This is a genomic window from Kitasatospora sp. NPDC091207 (assembly GCF_044768625.1).
Lineage (GTDB): Bacteria > Actinomycetota > Actinomycetes > Streptomycetales > Streptomycetaceae > Kitasatospora.
Map to the genome: position 1 here is coordinate 64,248 of NZ_JBIVVS010000004.1, position 18,727 is coordinate 82,974.

An 18,727-nucleotide genomic window follows, 5' to 3' on the forward strand; every position below is an offset into this window, starting at 1 on the left:
CTCATACTCCGATGGCCTGATCGTCCGTTCCCCAGGCATCGCGGGAATGGTGGATGTGATCGTCGGGCTGCTGGAGGCCGGTGAGCTCCAGTACACCCTCAAACGGCTCGGCCGACTGGCCTCTGGTGCATGACCTCGAACATGAACGAACTTCCAGATGGGTCCTGGTGGGACCGGGACGTTGTCAGCTGGAACGCCGGTCGGCTGCGGCTGGGCGCCGGCCACGACCTGTCGTACCACCACGGCCTGGAGCTGGTCTTCAGCGACCCGGTCTTCGTCATATGTCCCGCTTCGTTCCACGACCCGACGTTCCGCGAGCCGACACTCTCGGAGGCCCGGATCGTGTCTCGACAGGTTGGTGAAACACCTGAGGAGCTGGTCGCCTTCGAGGCCGATCCGGGAGGACTGAACCCGCCTCCGGCTTCATCGCGCTCAGACCGCCGCCCGCGCGGGGTCCTCGGCCGGGGCGTCGTACGCCGTGTCGATCCGGTTGTCCGCGCTCAGGACGTCGCCGGTCAGGGGTGATCCGGCCGCGCGTCGGAGCGCCCCGACCGCGGGGTCGGAGATGGAGACGGTGAGTCGGTACGGCGGGTCGCCGATGATGGTGTTCGACGAGCCGGTCGGTGCCACGAGCACCGGCTGGAGGGCGAAGCCGTCGTACCCCGGGCACAGCGCCTGCGCGGGGAGCGTGACCACCGCCGATCCGCCGCTGCCCGGGGTGATGCGGATCTTGCCCTCCGGGGACCGGGCACCGTCGTCGGAGAGCGTGACCGGCAGGCCGTACGCGCCGCCGACGATCCCCTCCGGTCCCTCGATCTCCACGGCCACGCCCTCCGGGCCGAGCGGGCCCGACAGTTCGAGCACTCGCTCCGTGCCGGGGCCCAGCAGCAGGCCGATGGTGAACTCCCCCTGGTCATGGGCCCCGTCTCGCCCGAAGCCGTAGGAGCCGAGGACCAGCTGCGGGCCTGGTGTGCCGCGCCCCCGCCGTTCACCCCGGCCGGTGGGGGCGGGGACGGGTGTGACCGGCGGCGTGAAGTGGTGGAAGCCCTTGGCGCCGCACCGGCTTCCGATGAACGTGCCGCCGCCTGGCAGCGCCGCGTCGGACGTCGCCCTCGGCGGGGTCGTGGGCAGGGCCGGGGCCGGAGGCCAGGCCGAGTAGCCGGGCCTGGACGCGGTCGCCGGTCCCGGGGGCTCGGATCGGCTCGGGTCCAACCACGGATTCCGGTAGGTGACCAGGCCGCCGACCGCGGCCACGAGCACTACCCACGGGATGAGATTCCGCGTCTTGTCGTTCATATAGGCCCTCCCAGACAGCGGGTCACCTTATCGAACTCCCACACCATCCGATCAGCTGCCTGAACGCGTTGGGACTTGATCCGCACGACGGCCCGGGCCGCTGCCATCGTCCGAGGGCACGCCCCCTGAGGCTCAGGATTGCGTGACTCGCGTGCTCTGGTTCAACGGCGGCAAGGCCCCGGACGCCTGGCGCCCACCGGCCACCGGTGCGCCTACAGCCGCGAGACACCGAGCACCTCTTCGGCGCCTCAGCGTCACCGGCGCCGAGGAGACCCGCCTCACCACCATGCCCGACGCCTGCGCGTAGCAGCAGCCTGCCGGTTGTGCCGCGCGTGCGGGTGAACCGACCAGCACCGGGGGCTGTCGCGGGCGGGCCTCAGCACGGAGGAATGTCGCGCCACGGGCCGGCGGTCGGAGCGGCGGACGGCCGGGTACTGGTCTGCCGGGGACGGCCACGGCGCCACCGCTGCGGCCGAGGTCGATGAGGCAACCGGCCAGGTCGTGGCTGTTCGCGCGGCCGTGCTGTTCGAGGACGGTTACGGCGTTCTCGGTGCGTCCGGCGGCGGCGAGGAGTACGGCGATGCGCTCCGCCACGTACGAGGTGGCACCCCCGGGGTGGGGGCCCGGGCACGGTCCACCGCCGCGTCGACCCCGCCGCGGGCGGTGATCAGCGGCAGCCGCATCCAGAACATGTCTCGGCGACGGGCGACTTCCGTGACTACTCCACGGAGCCGTTCCCGGCGATCGCCGCAGCGACCAGTGGCTTTGTCGTGATGACATATCCGTGGGGACCGGACCGTACGGTGCTCGCAACCTCTGACCCGGCGGCCGCGCCGGCACGCATGGTGCGTCTGATGGAGCACCAGGAATTCTCCGCAGGGGCCGAGCGAGGGTAGGGTGCCGAAGTTCCGGCGCGCGTGCTGCGCCGGCGGCCGTGATCGGCACAGATTCTCCACCCGCGTACCTTCAGCGGGTGGTCGGGGCGGGACACCAGGAGAGACGTTTTGGCAAGGCCGACCATACCCGTGGCACCGACCGTACTGGCGTTGCTCCTGTTCATCCTGGCGCCCCTGGCCGGTTGTTCGGCTTCACCGGAGCCGACCGGTGCCGCACCGGCCGACGCCACCCAGGACGGTCTCGCGCCGTCGGCCCAGGTGCCGTCCTCGGCGCCGCCGGCCGGCGCGCAACCCGACTGGCACACCCTCGAACCCCTGCCGCGGGAACGCCTGGCGGCCGCGCTGCTGTCCGTCACCGACCTGCCCGCGGGCAGTACCACCGAGACCGCCGACGGCACGACCAGCGCCGAGACCACCGCGCGGTACGAGAAGGCGGCGCAGCGGTATCCGGCGTGCGCGCCGATCATCACCGTCCTCGCCGAGCAGTCGGACGTCGCCGTTCGGCGCCTCTACGTCACGGGGAACAACGTGCGCGGCAACCGGACCCTGACCGACATCAGCAGCTTCCCCCAGGGCCACGTCCGGCAGCGCTTCGACGCCCTGGCCGCCGCCGTGTCCGGCGCCTGCTCCCACTTCGCGCTGCCCGGCCCCAACGGCGACCGGGAGCTGCGGGTCGAGGCGGTAGCCGCCGATGGGCTGGAAGCGCCCGCGGTCGGCTTCCGGATCCTCTCACCCACTGGCGCTGTGGAGACCACGGGCGGAACGACGACGATCCACCTCTACGCGGCCGTGGGCGACAACCGCGTCCTGTTCACCACGGTCGACGACACCGCGCACCAGCCCGCCCTGCGTGCCGACCTGGTGACCGCACAGATCCACCGACTCGTCACCGCGACCGCACCCACAACACCGACCGCGACCGCGACCGCGACCGCCGGCTGATCGCGGGGCGGCCGGAATCCCGGACCCGGGTTGCCGCCGGAGGCGGGTGCACGATGGCGGCGCGGACGGGCGACACGCGTGAGCGAACGTGAGCACATCGGACCCTCGACAGCGTCACCAGCCGGCGGCGAGGTGCGGACCGAGTACCTCGAGCACCTCGTCCTGGCGGCCCTGCTCACCGAGCAGCCGCGCCCATGCCCGCGCGCAGAACCACTCCCCCACGGCCCGCCCACCGTTTCACCACCTCGCCATGGCCGCGTTCGAGAAGCCGGGAGACCAGATCCGGCGGGATGCGGCCGGACGCGGTAGTCAAGATCAGTAGCCTCCACGGCGACGCACCACAACGCCTGTCCCTGACACCGTGCCCCTGCCACCGACAGTTCCGAATACCGCACGGTTGAAATGACGCTTCCCGCCAGTCGGGGCCGACACCTGGACCATCGCGAAGCGCCGCGCCTTCGCCAACGACCTGACCCACTCCCAGCTGATCGCCGTCTCCACCAAGTCCAGGGGAGACAAACCCTCGGCCTCTGGCGCCGCCGGCCACCGGATACGGGTGCACCCACAGCCGCGCCCGGGTCGGCACCGAGCACGTCTACGGCCTCTCCGTCACCGCACCCGAGAAGACCACCCTCAACACCAGGCTCGACACCTGCCCGTAGGGCGGCGACAGTCGGCCTCCCCGATCCGGCCGCCCTCCCGCGTCCCGGGGGACGACGGCCGCCCGTATGCCCCGGGCCTGGTCGAACCCGGTCCCGGGCGCGGGGTTGACCAGCGGTCTGAGTGGCGTATCGTCCGCCGGTCCGGCTTCCCCACGGGCCCGGCGGCCCTGGTGAAATCGGTGCCCCGAACCCCCCTTGACTCGCCATCTCCCCTGCCTGACGTCCGGCGCAACGGACCGCCGGCAGCGGGCCCGTGGCGCCCCGTTGAGTCCCGGCCCACCCACCCACTGCCCGTACTCACCGCACACAACACAGGAAGAGATGGGCAATGAACGAGGTGAGGCCGCGCGCCGAGAGCCGGACGCGGCGGGGTGGGGCGGCGTCGAACGCCGGGCGCGGCCGGTGCGGGATCGGGTGTGGTCTGGGGGTCGGGTGTTGCCATCCGCTGTTGCCGGCCCGGCGGCGGAGGCGCAACACCGGCTGTCTCTTGAATTGTGTGATGTGCCGTCAGGTCGGCCCGGCCGACGGGCAGGTCGTGGCGACGAAGGCTGTCACGGATCGAGGAAGGGCGGCCCTGGTGCTGTTGATCGGCGTGCTCACGGGTGTCGGCGCGGGGGTCCTGACCGCCGCGGGGCTCGCACCTGGCCCGGGGTGTCCTGTATTGCGTCGGTGGGGGGGGGTTACGAGACACCGGGCGGGACCTGCGACCGCTGAGCGAGTGCCGCGTGGCCGACTTGGCGCACCAGCCTGGGCGCTGACGACGACAGGCGTCCCGCCGCGACCCGGCACCGCCGGCACCCGGGTTCGTGTTCCTCCGGCTGACCGTTGGCCAGGGGGCAGCGGACCCCGCCGTACCCGTTCCGCATCAACCCGGGGATGTAACTACGAGGTGACGGAGGATCAATCGGTGGGCTGATGCTGCCCACCCGCCCCGGCTGACAGCATTCCCCGCATGGACACCACGCCGATGGACACCACGTCAGTCGCACCCCGTACCGGACCGACCCGCCGCCGCGTACTGGGCGCCACCCTCGCGCTGGGCGCCGTCGCGCCGCTGGGCCTCGCCCACACCGCCTCGGCCGCTCCCGCTCCCGCCTCCTCCGGCACCGGCACCGGCTCCCCCGCACGGCTCACCCTGCCCGCTCCTACCGGCCCCTTCCCGGTGGGCATGGTGCCGCTGCACCTGCGCGACGAGTCCCGGCTCGACCCGAACGCCAGGCCCGGACGGTTCCGCGAGCTGATGGCCACCGTCTGGTACCCGGCCCGGTCCGCGCACGCCGACGTGTACCCGCTCGCACCCTGGATGACCGAGGGCGCCCTGAAGGCCTTCCTCGACGATGTCGGCTTCCCGCTCCCTCTCGCGCTCGCCCCGCTCACCGCCGGCCGGGAGGGCGCGCCCGTCCACCGGACCGGACGGCCGCTGCCCGTCGTCCTCTACTCGCACGGCGCGGGCAGCCACCGCGCCGACCACACCGTCATGGTCCAGGAGTTGGCCAGCCACGGCTTCGCCGTCGTCACCGTCGACCACACCCACGACGGCATCACCGAGTTCCCGGACGGGACCGTCGTCACCCGGGACGGCGTCGCCCCGGGGCTGGCCCCGAAGGACTACGCCGCCGACCTGCTCTTCCTGGTCGAACGCGTCATCGACCTCGCCAACGGACGCAACCCCGATGTCGACGGCCGCGCCCTGCCGACGGGGCTGCTCGGCGGCCTGGACGCGCGGAACATCGGCGTCTCCGGCTGGTCCAAGGGCGGCACCGCCGCCGCCCTCGCCATGGTCGCCGACCAGCGCATCCGGGCCGGCCTCACCCTGGACGGCCGAATGGAGTCGAACCCCGCCATCACCACCGACATCGACCGGCCGTTCATGATGATGACCGCCGCCTACACCCGGGCCGCCAGCCCGTACGTCGAGACCTTCTGGGGCCACCTGCGCGGCTGGCGCCTCGACGTCCAGGCCACCGGCGCCGTGCACTCCTCGTACGGGGACAACATGACGCTGATCCCCCAGGCGGGCCGGCTGCTCGGGATGACCGAGCAGCAGATCCAGTCCCAGGTCGGCACCATCGACCCCGACCGCGGCGTCCTCATCCAGCAGGCCTACCCGCGCGCCTTCTTCGACCTCCACCTGCGCAACCGGCACTGCGGCGACCTGCTCAACGGACCGACGAAGGCCTTCCCGGAGGTCGTGTACCACCCGTAGGCCCAGCACGGCGGCGAGCGGCCGTCACCTGCGGGTGACGGCCCTCCGGGAAGCTCCCTGGTCGACTACCGCGGCGCCGCCTGCGGGCTCCCGGATCCGGAGCAGCGGACCGCAGAACTGCCCAAGTCTTCTACGGGAGTGCGCCGGGGTGCCAGGGACCGGTACGGGAGAAGGCGGGGTCCTCGCCGATCAGCGCCTTCGGCCTCAGGCCGTCGGCCCGCTGCCGGATGATCGGGTCATAGGACTGCCGGGCTTCGTTCAGCTTGTCGGCGTCACCGTCGAACAAGCTGGTCATCGCGAGAGCGCCACGACCGCGGTGCCGCACCGCTCGATGGCTTGTGCCGGCCCTGTGGAGGGGCGGGTCGGCGCTCCTCCCGGTGCCCGAAGGCTCGGATATGAGGGGACGTCGGGCCCGCTACCCCGGGGGGGTGTGTGTTGAGCCCGGGCGAGGAGGCGGAGGTAGTCGAAGCGATCCCGGGCGTCGCGGTGGGCGCCGGGCCCGGCACCCCTGGGACGGCCACCTGCGCCAACGGCCGGCGGCCCTGCCCGACGCGGGCGCCGGACGCCGGACTGCCGCTCGACAGGCTCGTCCGGCTCGCGCGGAGCCGAACCCTGCTGCCGCTGGCCGACGCCCGCCGGGAAACGGCGGGCCGGGATTTCGGCGCTTGCGAGGACCTGGTGGACCGGGCCCTGCCCACCTCGACCCTGCCGGCCCGGAGGATGGCGGCACCTACGGCCCCGACCGGCGCATCCCGCAGCCCCGGCGCTGGACCCGCCGAAGTCCTGCGGGGCATGGAACTCGGCATGCTCGCCCGCGCCCGACACCAAGGACACGTCCGGCTCACGGCCCCACAGACCGACCGTCTCCATGCCCTGCTCGACGCTCGCAACCGCCTGTCCCACCGCCGGCCTCTCGACACCCGGCAGTCGGAGCAGCTCGACGAGCGGCTCAGCCCCTGACACGGGAGCCGATCAGTGGACGGGCACCGTGTCAGCAGTACTTCCAGTCGCACCGCACGCGCCAGCTCCAGGCACTGGCGCCGGGCGCGGGCCAGCGCGGCGCGGGCCTCGTCGTGGCGGCCGAGGGCGGCGAGCGCGGCGGCCAGGGTGCAACAGGCATCGGCACGCCGCCCGACGAGGGCGGCGTGGAGGTCCGTCCGATCGTCAATGGCCGGGATCTTCTGGCCGAGGTGGTCCCCGGTGGCGTGGGAGGCTCCCGGTACCTGGGAGCGGGCCCCCGGTATCTGTTGGGCCGTGACGGGCCGTTGCACGCCACGGCGACGCCCCGTGAGGTTCGTCTCGCTTGGTCCGGGTGCGGTGTGGAGGAGTGCTGTGGCGCCCTGTACATGACGGTCAGGCGCGATGGGGATCATGTGGTCTGGGCAGGCTGGCGCGACCCGGCCCGTCAGGACTTCGACCTGCCGGAGCTTCGGTTCGCCGCGGGTCAGTACGAGGCCGAGGTCGTGCGGGCCGGAGAGGACCGTGGTTGGGAGTGGCCGGCAGGAGCGGTTGCGCGGCTGCTCGAGGCGGGGCTGAGGAGACGCGGGGACTGGCTCGTGCGGTGGGAGTGCGAGTTGGAAGACGTCTGGGCCTCCCGCAACGAACCCGACCGCATCCACGTCCTCCTGAGGCATCCCCCGGCCGGGCCGACACGGATCTGCCCTGGTTCCAGTTCGGGATGACTCTCCCGGTCTCCGCGGACGCCCCGTCGGACCAGGCCGAGCGTCTTGAAGCGCGGCTGACCGCGGGCGATCCCCGTGGCGCCGCCGAGGTCTGGGGAGGTTCGCACGATGCCGGGCAACTGGGCTACCCATGGCCGCCGGTCGACCCACCGTTCCTGTGAACGTCAGGGAGAGGCGGGGTCGGACCTTCCCCTGTCGTCGGACATCCACTCGCACCCCGCCATCCCCAGGGGGAAAAGTGCCGGCGACGACATCCGGCCGCCGTCAGCCTGTGGCGGAGCCCCAGTGGCACGGGTAGGTTCCTGGAGGTGACCTCGATGGAGACGCGGGGCCTCGCGCCGATGACCGACGGGGCGCGGTTGCGCTGGAAGGCGTCGGGGGACACGACTCGGCGGCCGGCCGTGGTCCTGCTCCATGGTGGTCCCGGTCTGCCGGACTATCTGGGTGATGTCGCCCCCATGGTCGCGGACCTTGCGCCGGTGTACCGGTACGACCAGCGTGGCACGGGCCGATCCTCGTGGCGGGGCCGTCATTCCCTCGCCCGGCATGTCGACGACCTCGCCGAACTCCTCGACGCGTGGGAGGTGCCCGAGGCGGTGCTGATCGGGCACTCCTACGGCACCGATCTGGCGAGTCGGTTCTGTCTGCGGCACTCTGACCGGGTGGCCGCCATGCTGCTGATGTGCGGGCCGTTCGTCGGTGACTGGCGTACCGGGGACCGAGCCGAACGCGGCCGCCGCATGTCCGCGGCCCAGCAGGAACGACTCCGCGCACTGCAGGAGTTGCCGCATCGCACGGAGGAGCAGGAAGTCGAGCTGCTCACGCTGGCCTGGTTCACCGACCACTCCGATCCCGAACGGGGGTGGCACTGGGCAGCCCAGGGTGCCCGGCGGCGTCGACCGGTCAACTGGTCCATGAACGCCGAACTCGGATCGGAAGGACGCGCCGATCCGCTCGGCGAGCACCTCACCGAGCTGCGTGCCCGCCTGCCCGCGCGGGCCGAGCTGCTCGGCGGGGTCGACGATCCCCGTCCTGTGTCGGCGCTCGAATCCCTCGCGCTCCGGCTCGGCCTCCCGCTGACCCGGATCGAGGGCGCGGGGCATGAGCCCTGGCTGGAGCGGCCCGACGTCGTGCGTGCGCACCTTCGGCGATTCGTACGAGGCGCCGTCGGCCCGTAGGGCTTCGCGCTCGCCGGCTCGCCGGGTTCGCCCGGCTGTCCGGCTGTCCGGCTGTCCGGCTGTCCGGCTGTCCGGCGTGATCCTGAACTCGGCGAAGAGGTATGGGAATCGACGCCAAGGTGGTGGAGAGAAGGAGCGGCCGGGCGCGCCGCTGTCCACCGGCGGCCCGGTCAGGACGCCGGTGGACCACCGCCGGCACACTCGCCCCCGACCTGACGGTGTCCCCTGGGTTACAGCCCCCCGTTGACCGCCGCCGCCTGGGCCCCGCCCGCGCTGACGTCCCACTTCGCGAGGATCGTGTCGTACTCGCCGTTGCGCATCAGCTCGTCCAGCCCCTTCACCAACGCGTCGCGCAGCGCCGTGTCGTTCTTGTTCACCGCGATCCCGTATGGGCCGGACTGCGACTGCGTGCCCGTCACCTCGAAGCGGTTGCCGTTGTCGGTGGTCCTGGCCGCGTGCGCCGCCACCGGGAGATCGTTGAAATCGGCCACCGCCGTACCGGCCGCCACCTCGGCGAGGGCCTGGGCGTCGTCGTCGAAGCGGTGGACCTGCAGCGCCTTGCCCTGCCGGCCGAGGCGGTGGTGAGGGCGGCGGCCGGCAGGGCCCGACGGCGGGGACGCAGGCAGGGGAGATGGCGCAATGATGGCGCTCCTCGGTGGGGGCGAGGCGGCGCGACCGGCATCCACGAACGGGACCGGAAGCGACCGGGAACGGGATCCCCCCATCCGGCTCGGACGTCAAAGGCCGCAGATGTGTCACGATCTGCTCTCGGGTTGGCCCAGGTCCGGAAGACCCTCGGGCCAGGAGCCGCCGGTGAGGCCTCCCGCGCGCGCCGTACCCCGCCCGGGGCGAACACGCCGGTTCGCACCCGACGGACGCTCACATCCCCTCCGGGGTGCGCGCACCACTCCCCTGCGGACGACGGCCCACCCCGCTCCCCGGGTCAGCGATCCCGCCGGCCAGCAGGCCAGCAGGCCAGCAGGCCGGAAATCCTTCGGCACCGGCGCGTGCGACCAGCTCACTTGAGGCAGGGTCCGCCGCAAGATCTCCTGTCCCGGGGCCGAGACCACGAGAACCCCGGGCGGCGACACCACGCAGACCGACCGGGCTGTCCACCCCACCGCCAGGGGGCGGCGCTGCGCCGCCATGGCCCATGCCCCCGGCGGACCGCCGAACCACAACGGGGGTGCGCCGTCAGACCTGACCGGTCGGACTCGGTTCGCGTTCGAGGGCGGACAGGGCGAACGCCTACGCGGAGGCGTGCTGCCGGCGCGGCCGCCCGAACATCACCTCTCCGGATCGACTCGCGTCAGAAGCCGGGCACCCTCGTACGGCCCCGCGCGGACTGGAACCCGCTGGACAGCGACCCGCGACGGTTGACGAGTCGTCGTGGTTGACGGCGACAACCGGATTGCCCGTGCGCCGACCGCATCCACTCCGCCTCGCGACACTTCGCGGCCTCTTCAGCCTCGTGGCCGGCCTTCGTTTCTGTCCGCGTCTCCACCGCGGACGTCACCAGGTCGATCGGAGCCATCCCGAACGGACCGTCCTGCGTGAAGTCCTGTCGGCAGGACCGTCCGAAGGCCCCGCGACCGGACCAGACCCGCCTGCTCGCATCCGAGAAGAAGGAGAGCTGAAGCCGAGACCCAGCTGACCGCACGCGGCCACCAACGGGATCGGTCCCCCGAGGAACGGGCGGCAGCTGAGTGGGCGAACTCACCGGTTGGGACCGGACGCCTCCGCCTCAACCGCTCCGCCGACAGGACCTGAGGTCAGGAAGCTCTCTCTACGTAACTCATGTGCCTCACCCGCCGGTAAGCCATCTACCTGCGCAGATACTTGACAACCCCGAACAGCGGCGGAACCCCCGTGTGGTCTCAGGCGGTTCGTCATCACCTGCAGGTTCCACGCTGCGCCGTCAAAGTTCGCACTCTGTCGTCAAATTGACGGTGCATCAGACATGATCGGCGAACGGGCAGGTCAGGATCATCACTCGTTCGCGTCACCTTGGGGTGATGCTCCGGGGCGAGGTCCATCGGCGCGCGCCGGTTCGCCCCTCATGGCATCAGCCCCATTCGTAGCCCGTCGCCTCCTCGTAGCTTTCCATCAGCGTGTCCAGAACCTGTTGATCTTCTTCGTCTTGGACACCGTGGTCCACCAGCCACATCAGGTCGACGAACTCCTCAGCGGACAGGCTGTTGAGCCAGTCCGCTCCCTCCTCGCTCCAACTTTCCTCGCCATCAGGCTTGTTGGCCTTGTCCCGCCCCCTGGCGAGACCAATGAGCACAACACCCGTCGCGGCGACGAGAGCCGTGCCGCCGATGGCGATCTTCCGCCTGTGTTTCTGGAACAGGTTCTTCACGGTGCCGGCAAAGGACGTCGACTCGTCGTCGTCGGAGATGGTCTGGTCGGTGGTCACCCCCACAGATCTACCGGACCCGCTCCTCAGCTGTCAGGCGATCACCCGACATCCACCCCGACTGCTACACCGCTCCAGTACCTGTGGAGCCAGTAGCCACCAGGGCCATCCGGCAGTCGGCCCAAAAGGGCCGGAACCGGCGAGGATTGGACATGATTCCGCAGACGGACGTCGACGGCAGCTGACGCGGACTTGAGCGAACCGCCGGCTCAACGCCTCGCGATTGGACACCCCCTCGTGGAACCTGCATCACCGCGTTCGCGGGTCACGCCGGCGCTTTCGCCCGAGAGGAGATGGCGCCCTCTGCCGCCGTCAGCGACTCGGCCGTGATGTCGTCGCGTTGCCGCGCCGGTTCACCCCGGGGGCGGCCCTCCCTCCGGGAGGAAGCTGCCGGTGTTCGGGTTCAGGCCGCACGGGTCGGGGAGGCGGTTGCCACCTGGCGCAGGAGTTCGGCGTTGCTGCCGGTGCGCTTCAAACGGTCCAGGAGCAGTTCTGCGCTCTGCTGGGCGTTGAGGCCGCCCAGGGCCCGGCGCAGGGCCCAGGTCGCGGGTGTGCGGGCGGGGCCGAGGAGGAGTTCGTCATGGCGGGTGCCGGAGGCCGTGACGTCGACGGCCGGGAAGATGCGCTGGTCGGCGAGGCGCCGGTCGAGGCGGAGCTCCATGTTGCCGGTGCTCTTGAACTCCTCGAAGATCAGGTCGTCCATGCGGGAGCCGGTGTCGACGAGGGCGGTGGCCAGGATGGTCAGCGAGCCGCCGTTCTCGATGTTGCGCGCCGCGCCGAAGAGCCGCTTCGGGTGCTGGAGGGCGGCCGCGTCGAGGCCGCCGCTGAGGGTTCGTCCGCGGGCGGGTGCGGTGGCGTTGTGGGCGCGGGCCAGTCGGGTGAGGGAGTCGAGCAGGACGACGACGTCGTGGCCGAGTTCCGCAAGGCGCTTGGCACGCTCGACGGCGAGTTCGGTGAGGGCGATGTGTTCGTGGGCGGGCCGGTCGAAGGTCGAGGCGATGACCTCGCCCCGGACCGAGCGCCGCATGTCGGTGACCTCCTCCGGACGCTCGTCGACCAGGACGACCATCAGGTGCGCCTCGGGGTGGTTACGGGCGACCGCGGCTGCGATCGTCTGCAGGACGATCGTCTTGCCCGCCTTCGGCGGTGCCACGATCAGGCCGCGCTGGCCCTTCCCGATCGGGGCCATGAGGTCGATGACACGGCCGGTCAGCTGCTGCGGGCCGGTCTCCAGGCGCAGTTGCCGCTCCGGGTACAGCGGTGTCAGCTCATGGAACGCCGGCCGGGTCCGTGCCTGGTCGGCGCTGATGCCGTTGACCGTGTCGATGCGGGCCGGCGTCGGGCGGGCGGCACCCGCGCGCGGGCGGGCCGTGCCGGTCAGGACGTCGCCGGGCCGAAGTCCGAGAGCGCGCACCTGACCGGCAGGCAGGTGCACATCGGCGGGCCCGGGGAGGTAGCCGGAGGTGCGCAGGACGGCGTTCCCCTCGCGGATGTCCAGCACTCCGGCGACAGGGACGAGGTCACCGTCCGCGGTGGTGGCCGGCGGCGCCGGCCGGGCGGTGCGGCTGCGAGCGCGCTGCGCCGGGAGTTCGGGTCGGTCGCTGAGGCCTCCGGCGTCCGCCGGCCGGGGTACGGCCGTCGGCGTCAGTGGGCGGAGAGTGGAGCGGCCGGCGGTGATCGCCTCTACGAGTTCGCCCTTGCGCAGACGGGCGGCGCCCGGGATGCCCAGGGCGGTGGCGAGTTGGTGCAGGTCGGTCTTCAGCAGACCGTCCAGCGGGGTGGTGGTCGACGGGTCGGTGGTGGTCGTCACGAGGGGGTACTCCTGTGGTGTCGAAGGGTGTGTGGCGGCGCTGGGTGTGGTGGCGCCGGGAAGGCACGGCGCGGGGGCGACGGGCGGCGGCGCGTGGCGCAGCCGGCCGGGTGATCGGGCCGGGCACGGGGGCGCCGGGCCGGGTGGCGGGCAGTCGGTGGGACAGCCCATGCGGGGCCGTGCCGGTCCTTGCGGACGAAGTCGGCGGTCCGTAGGTGAGGAATCGCCGGAACCGCAGAGGGATGCTGACGATGTGCCGGGCGCGGAACGCTGAAGGTTCGGTCTCCCGGGCCGTCGTCCCGGTGTGGGGTGGCGCCTGGTCCCCGCACCCCAGGGGTGGGCATCCAGCATCGCCGACACCCACGGTACCACAGCCGGACTTCGGGAGAGTCGTGCCTACTCCACCGCATCCGGGTACGTGAAGGCGTCCGCGTCCCGGCACAGCCGCGACCGGCCTGCCGCGACCCGCCTCACCAGGCTGAACCGGGACGCCGAGCACCTGTCGATCGTGCTGGAGCACGAACGGGCCCACCTGCGGCGCTCACTCGGCACACGAAGGCGGTTGCGCCGAGCCACCGCCTGGTCCGGCCGCGCGGCGACCACAGCCCGCCGGGCTTCCCGGACGGGCCGAACGGACGTCGTTCCGCAAGATCACGGTCGTGAAACTCCTGTTGACGCGCCAGAGCCCCGACCGGCATCGTTCCGATCTGTTCGAACACATGATCAGCAGAACGGCGTCACGGAGTGATCTCGATCCCGCGTACCAGGCGTGCGGCCATCGCGGCCGGCCTCGCACTGCTCCTTGTCGTCGCCGCCGCGAGCATGCGGGTCGGTGGCGGCAGGGCGGGGGCGCGGGCCGACGGCGCGGTCCCCACGGTGACGGCGAGCCCCCACGAGCGGCTGGAGTCCATGACCGGGGCGATTCTCCTGGAGACGGCGCAAGCCGAGTTCCGCGAGGCCTCCTCGGTGACGATGACGGGCTTCGCGCTGAAGGACGGGCACCGTGCCACCTTCGCCGTGTCGGCCGATCGCGCGGGCGGCTGCACGGTCACCTCGACCCAGGAGGGACAGGGCCCGAGCCGGGTCGTGCGGGTCCGCGGGGAGACCTTCATCAGGATGGACCCACAGGCGTTCGCCCTTGAGTGGGGCGCCGCGACGGCGTCCAGGTTCGGCGGGCGCTGGGTCCGCCTGCCCCCGGGTCGGACACTCGACGATGTCGGCGGGTTCTGCGACCTGACGAAGATCCCCGTCGTCGGCACCGCGGACCCGGCCGAGCAAGCACTCTCCGGCGGGGGGCTGTCGGTGGGCGGCACGAAGACGGTGAGTTTCCTCGTCACGGGCCCGGACAACCCGCCGTTCCTGGGCTACGTCGCCACCGAGGGCCCGCCACGTCCCGTGCGCGTGGAGACGCAGGCCTACGACTTCCAGGTCGACTTCAGCGACTACGGCTTGCCCGTTCAGGTGACCGCTCCGCCCGCCGACCAGGTCGTCGACCTCGCGGCCCTGGAGGCACAGATCCAGTAGCCGCACCCCGGACGCGGTCCCGCCGTGCCTGATGCGCGCGGTGCCGCTCAACGATCCAGGGCCGGCGACGGGACGGCGGACCAGGTCCTGGGTGCCGAGGAGGGACACCTGCTCCCGGCCCCGCTTCCGCTCGGCGCGCAGCCATGGGCGGGGGCGGCCATCCCCCAGGACAGCTAGGCCGGGAGGGACAGCGTCATGCGGGGCGCGCGACACCCAGGGCCGTCCATGCACCGTCGCGGTCTCCGGTCGGCAGACGGTCGTCCTGTCGCCGGTCGGAACGGAGCCCAGCGGGTCGGGCTCAGGACGGCTCCCCACCCGCCAGGGCCCGATCGACCAGTGCGCGCAACTCCCTGTCGCGGACGATCATCGGGTAGCCCCCGTCCGCGCAGAGCCTGCGGTCCGACTGCCGAACCGTCAGCAGCGCGGCCCGGATCGCGGGGCTGATCTCGCCCACGCGGATCAGTGCCCGCAACGCGTCCCGGAAAGCGTGGAAGCCGTCGCCGCCGTCGGCGATCGGCAGGACGAACTCTTCGAGGACCCGCAGGCTCGGTTCGGCCCGGCCCGTGATCGACCAGAGCGCGACCGCGGCGATCAGGCGTGTCCCGTGCGTGCTGTTGTCCATGGCGAACCGGACCCGGGCCGCGTACGGTGCCGCGTCGGCGCCGAAGTCGCCCAGGGCGTCGATCGGCCCGTACCAGGGTTCCGATGCCGTCATGACGGCATCGCCGACGAGCCGCAAGCGTGTCGCCCGGTCACCGCTGAGGCACTCGGCGGTCCCGGCCACCAGCGCGTGGTTGCCCGGGAAGTCCAGGACCTCGCAGGTACTCAGGGCCGGTGCGGCCGAGGCGGCGGCCGGCCCCAGGCCTCGGAGGATACGGAGCACGTAGACGGAGGTCCAGGTGTCGGTGAGCAGCGGCAGGAGATCGGGCAGGGCCGGGAGGGCGTCCTCGCCCCAGGCCTCCAGCACGGCGAGGAACGCGCGGGTCGCACCGCCGCGGGCCCCGCCCTGCCGGATCGCCGCCCTCATCGCGGGCAGCAGGACGTCCGCGTGGGCCCGTAGCGGAACCAGGACGTCCGTGACGTCCGGCCGCCTGGGATCGGCAGTGCAGTAGCCGCGGCCCTGCTCCTCCTCCTGCGCGCGGAGCCGCTCGATCAGGCCGGGTAGGGCGCGCGGGTCACCGATCCGGGTCAGTGCCCAGCGGGCGAACTCCCCGACCGTTCCGTCGAGGTACTCGTCGGCCGCGTCGTCGTCGAGCAGTGCGGCGAGCCGGTCGGCATAGCCGGCCGCCGCCGGGCCCAGTACCGCGAGGATGTTCGCGGCGCGCAGCCGCACGGCACCGTCCGGACTGGTCAACAGCCCGCCCGCCAGCGGCAGCAGGGTCGCCTCCACCGAACGTCGCTCGGTCAGGAGCCGCCACGCCACGTCCAGCGACTCCCGGCACAGCGCGGCGTCGTCGGCGCGGTCCGCCGCCTCGACCAGGCGGACGGCGAAGCGGAGTTCGGCGTCGGGATCGTGCTTGAGCTGCCACGCCGTCAACCGGACCAGGTCCTCGCGGGTCCAGGGGCCCTCGACAGCCGGGGTGTACCAGACCTCTTCGAACCGCGGCCGCAACGCGGTCTCGGAGTACACCTCGATCAGCCGGTCCAACTGCCGGACCGGGAGATCCCGGTCGAATGCGGACCAGGCGTGCACGGCCGCGACCCGGAACACCGGGTCGTCGCCGTCCGCCAGCACCGCCAGTACCGCCCGTGCCTCGTCGGCCGCACCTCCGCTCCCGGCCTCGTCGGATGCCGCGGCCACCGCCTCGCCGAAGGCGAGCAGCAGCGGGACGCGTACCGTCGGGTCCGTCTCCACCCGCCACCGCTCCAGCAGCCGGACGATCCCCCCTGCCAGGGGCAGGGCCTCCCGCCGCACCGCCGGCTCCGGATCCGCGAGCAGCGCACGCGCTCCCGTCCAGTCGAAGCCCACCAACGCCGGCGCCTGCAGGGCCACCAACAGCTCGACGATCTCCACCCGGATGCCCGTGGCCATGGCCGGGTCGGCGGCCAGCGCGACGACGAACGGCAGCGCCACCGCCGTCGCGGACGGCGTCTCGTGCCCCTCTCTCGTGACGAGGGAGTACAACGGGTAGCAGTCCTCCTCGGTCGCTTCCGCACCCGCGAGGGCGAGTCGGCGGAGCGCCTGCGACACATCGTCGACCGAGTCGACCGGGTTCCCCGTCGCAAGCCCGTCCCACACCACGGCGTCCAGCGCTTCCAGCGACATACCCGTCATCGTCGTCCCGTCCACCGTCACACCCGTCCTGCGCACCAGCAGCCGTCATCGTCCAGGAAACCCGCCGTCCTGTCCTCCGGAATTCGCCCACCTCGCACCCGAGGCGGGCCCTCACCCGAAGGACCGGGGATTCGACTGCCCGGGACCGCGCGGGACCACCCCGCAACGGGCGGTCCGTCGCGGGCGGGCGGACGCCACCGGACGCGATGACAGCCGGGCGATCGGTCGGCCGGGCCGGCCCGGACGACGGGCGCCGCTCCCTGGAATGGGCACGGCACCGCCGGGGTGCGTCTCGTCCGGCTCGTGGGAGCGTCCCCCTTGGTGACCGAGCGGACGGCGGCCCCCGTGCGTGGGGGCCACCGTGTCCACCCTCCTCCGTGGGGAGCGCTGGGCGGATCCATACCGGGGTGCGGCGTGCGGGGTGCGGCGGGCGAAACCCCGGTTCTTTGGGTACCAGGGCCCCGGGCGGTGTCGAAGACTGAGGCCATGGACACCATCCAGAAGACCCGAATCGCAGACAACCGAGAGATCGTGCGTGCCTTCATCGACGCACTGTTCACCAAGGGCGACCTCGCGGCGGTCGACGAGTACCTCGCCGAGGACTTCCTCAACCACGACCCGCCCGTCGGTTCCGACACCAGCCGGGAGGGCATGCGCCGGGCCGCTGCCCTGTTCCGCGGCGCTTTCCCGGACTGGCACTCCACGCCCGACTTCCTCGTCGCCGAGAACGACATGGTCGTGGAACGCTTCAGCGCCACCGGCACCCAGCTCGCCGAGATCTTCGGCGCGCCGGCCACCGGGCGCACGGTCACGCTTCGTGGGATCAACATCTTCCGGGTCCGGGAGGGCCGCATCGTCGAGCGCTGGGGCCGGCTCGACGAGCCGGGGCTGCTGCGCCGGCTCGGGCTCGTGATGTATCAGGGGATGTAGGTGCGGGAACAGCTGGGGGTCGGTACGGGGAGCGTGGGGCCACCGGTCGTGGTCGGCGCGTCGGTGTCGGGCTCTCCGCACGGGCTCGGGGGGATTCCGGGGCCGGTGAGGGACACGGTGCGCACGCTGTAGGCGGCCTGTTCGTACCAGCCGTGGAAGAAGACGGTCAGGTAGGTGGCGCCTGGTCCGGTGGTGATCTGTGCCGACAAGGTGTTCCAGTCGCTCGTGTTCGACCAGGTGGCGGTGGTGCCCGTCAACGTGCCGGTGGCGCCGACGAACGCGTACGGGCCGCGCACCGAGGCGGACAGCGTGTAGCTGGAGTTCGGCTGGACCCGGACCTTCTGGGTGCAGCCCGCGTAGCTCTCGGCGGTCGGCCGGCCCGTCAGGTAGTGCTCGTGCGGGACGGTGCTGCGTGAGGTGTTCGAATCGCAGTCCCAGATCCACGGGTACGAGTCGAAGCGGCCGTTGACGATCAGCTCGACGTCCGGCAGGGCCGACGCCGAGGCGGCCAGGCCCGCGGTGATGCCGACGAACGCGAGGGCGGCGGCCAGACCGGCGGACAGGCCGATCCTGCCGTGCCGACGCGCCGGACGGGCCTGGTGGGTGGGTGCACGCATGCCGTCTCCGGGTGGGGGGGTTCCGACGGGGCAGCGGTGCGAGGGAGTGGACGACACGATGGTGGATGTCGGCGCCGCCGTCAAGGGGACGTCGGCAGCGCGCGGTTACCGCTGCCGCGTCGGACCGCCGGCGGACGGCCGGCGGTCCGACGCGGCCCGGGGCCGGGCCCGGTCAGCGCAGATCGAGTGAGACCGCGGACGCGTTTCCGGCGGTACCGAGGATCGGGTTGTCGTGCCAGTTGCCGGCCGGGTCGGTGTAGATCTCGTGCAACGCGCCGTTCTCCACGGCC

The 18,727-nt window shown here is 72.3% G+C and carries 12 protein-coding genes; 5 read left to right on the forward strand and 7 right to left on the reverse strand.

The window, feature by feature from the left end:
• Positions 1-432: 432 nt before the first annotated feature.
• Entirely contained in the window at positions 433-1,296 is an 864-nt protein-coding gene (locus tag ACIQTO_RS09990) for a hypothetical protein (protein ID WP_402385411.1), read from the reverse strand.
• Between the two features lie 1,025 nt (positions 1,297-2,321).
• Here ACIQTO_RS09990 and ACIQTO_RS09995 point away from each other — a divergent pair.
• Together ACIQTO_RS09995 and ACIQTO_RS10000 are read left to right on the forward strand one after the other, a co-directional pair.
• Entirely contained in the window at positions 2,322-3,134 is an 813-nt protein-coding gene (locus ACIQTO_RS09995; protein WP_402385414.1) for a hypothetical protein, read from the forward strand.
• 1,614 nt (positions 3,135-4,748) lie between these two features.
• Positions 4,749-6,002 carry an alpha/beta hydrolase family protein gene (locus tag ACIQTO_RS10000; protein ID WP_402385417.1) on the forward strand — a complete coding sequence of 418 codons (1,254 nt, stop codon included), beginning with the start codon at positions 4,749-4,751 and terminating at the stop codon, positions 6,000-6,002.
• Positions 6,003-6,132: 130 nt separating this feature from the next.
• Here the strand turns inward: ACIQTO_RS10000 and ACIQTO_RS10005 are convergent, their stop codons facing one another.
• Positions 6,133-6,297, reverse strand: coding sequence for a hypothetical protein (locus ACIQTO_RS10005; RefSeq protein ID WP_402385420.1), 165 nt, complete (start codon positions 6,295-6,297; stop codon positions 6,133-6,135).
• Positions 6,298-8,001: 1,704 nt separating this feature from the next.
• Between ACIQTO_RS10005 and ACIQTO_RS10010 the strand changes: the two genes are divergently transcribed.
• Positions 8,002-8,862, forward strand: a complete 861-nt coding sequence (locus tag ACIQTO_RS10010) for an alpha/beta fold hydrolase (protein ID WP_402386271.1) — start codon at positions 8,002-8,004, stop codon at positions 8,860-8,862.
• 230 nt (positions 8,863-9,092) lie between these two features.
• Here the strand turns inward: ACIQTO_RS10010 and ACIQTO_RS10015 are convergent, their stop codons facing one another.
• From ACIQTO_RS10015 to rho, 3 genes are all read right to left on the reverse strand, one after another.
• Positions 9,093-9,548 (reverse strand): transporter substrate-binding domain-containing protein, encoded by a 456-nt coding sequence (locus ACIQTO_RS10015; protein WP_402385423.1) that lies wholly within the window; start codon positions 9,546-9,548, stop codon positions 9,093-9,095.
• A 1,379-nt stretch (positions 9,549-10,927) separates the two neighbouring features.
• Positions 10,928-11,281: a hypothetical protein gene (locus ACIQTO_RS10020; RefSeq protein WP_402385426.1), complete on the reverse strand. Its 354-nt coding sequence runs from the start codon at positions 11,279-11,281 to the stop codon at positions 10,928-10,930.
• Between the two features lie 403 nt (positions 11,282-11,684).
• Positions 11,685-13,091 carry a transcription termination factor Rho gene (rho, locus tag ACIQTO_RS10025; protein WP_402385430.1) on the reverse strand — a complete coding sequence of 469 codons (1,407 nt, stop codon included), beginning with the start codon at positions 13,089-13,091 and terminating at the stop codon, positions 11,685-11,687.
• A 744-nt stretch (positions 13,092-13,835) separates the two neighbouring features.
• Between rho and ACIQTO_RS10030 the strand changes: the two genes are divergently transcribed.
• Positions 13,836-14,615: a hypothetical protein gene (locus ACIQTO_RS10030; RefSeq protein ID WP_402385433.1), complete on the forward strand. Its 780-nt coding sequence runs from the start codon at positions 13,836-13,838 to the stop codon at positions 14,613-14,615.
• Positions 14,616-14,913: 298 nt separating this feature from the next.
• Here ACIQTO_RS10030 and ACIQTO_RS10035 read toward each other — a convergent pair whose 3' ends face one another.
• Entirely contained in the window at positions 14,914-16,881 is a 1,968-nt protein-coding gene (locus ACIQTO_RS10035) for a hypothetical protein (protein ID WP_402385435.1), read from the reverse strand.
• Between the two features lie 495 nt (positions 16,882-17,376).
• Between ACIQTO_RS10035 and ACIQTO_RS10040 the strand changes: the two genes are divergently transcribed.
• The gene (locus ACIQTO_RS10040; RefSeq protein ID WP_402385438.1) at positions 17,377-17,820 is read left to right on the forward strand and encodes an ester cyclase; all 444 of its coding nucleotides are present in this window, start codon (positions 17,377-17,379) and stop codon (positions 17,818-17,820) included.
• On the opposite strand, the gene ACIQTO_RS10045 is transcribed toward ACIQTO_RS10040, so the two are convergent.
• A complete protein-coding gene (locus ACIQTO_RS10045; RefSeq protein ID WP_402385441.1) occupies positions 17,808-18,437 on the reverse strand; it encodes a carbohydrate binding domain-containing protein in 630 nt (209 codons plus the stop codon). The genes ACIQTO_RS10040 and ACIQTO_RS10045 overlap by 13 nt on opposite strands.
• Positions 18,438-18,727 lie beyond the last annotated feature (290 nt).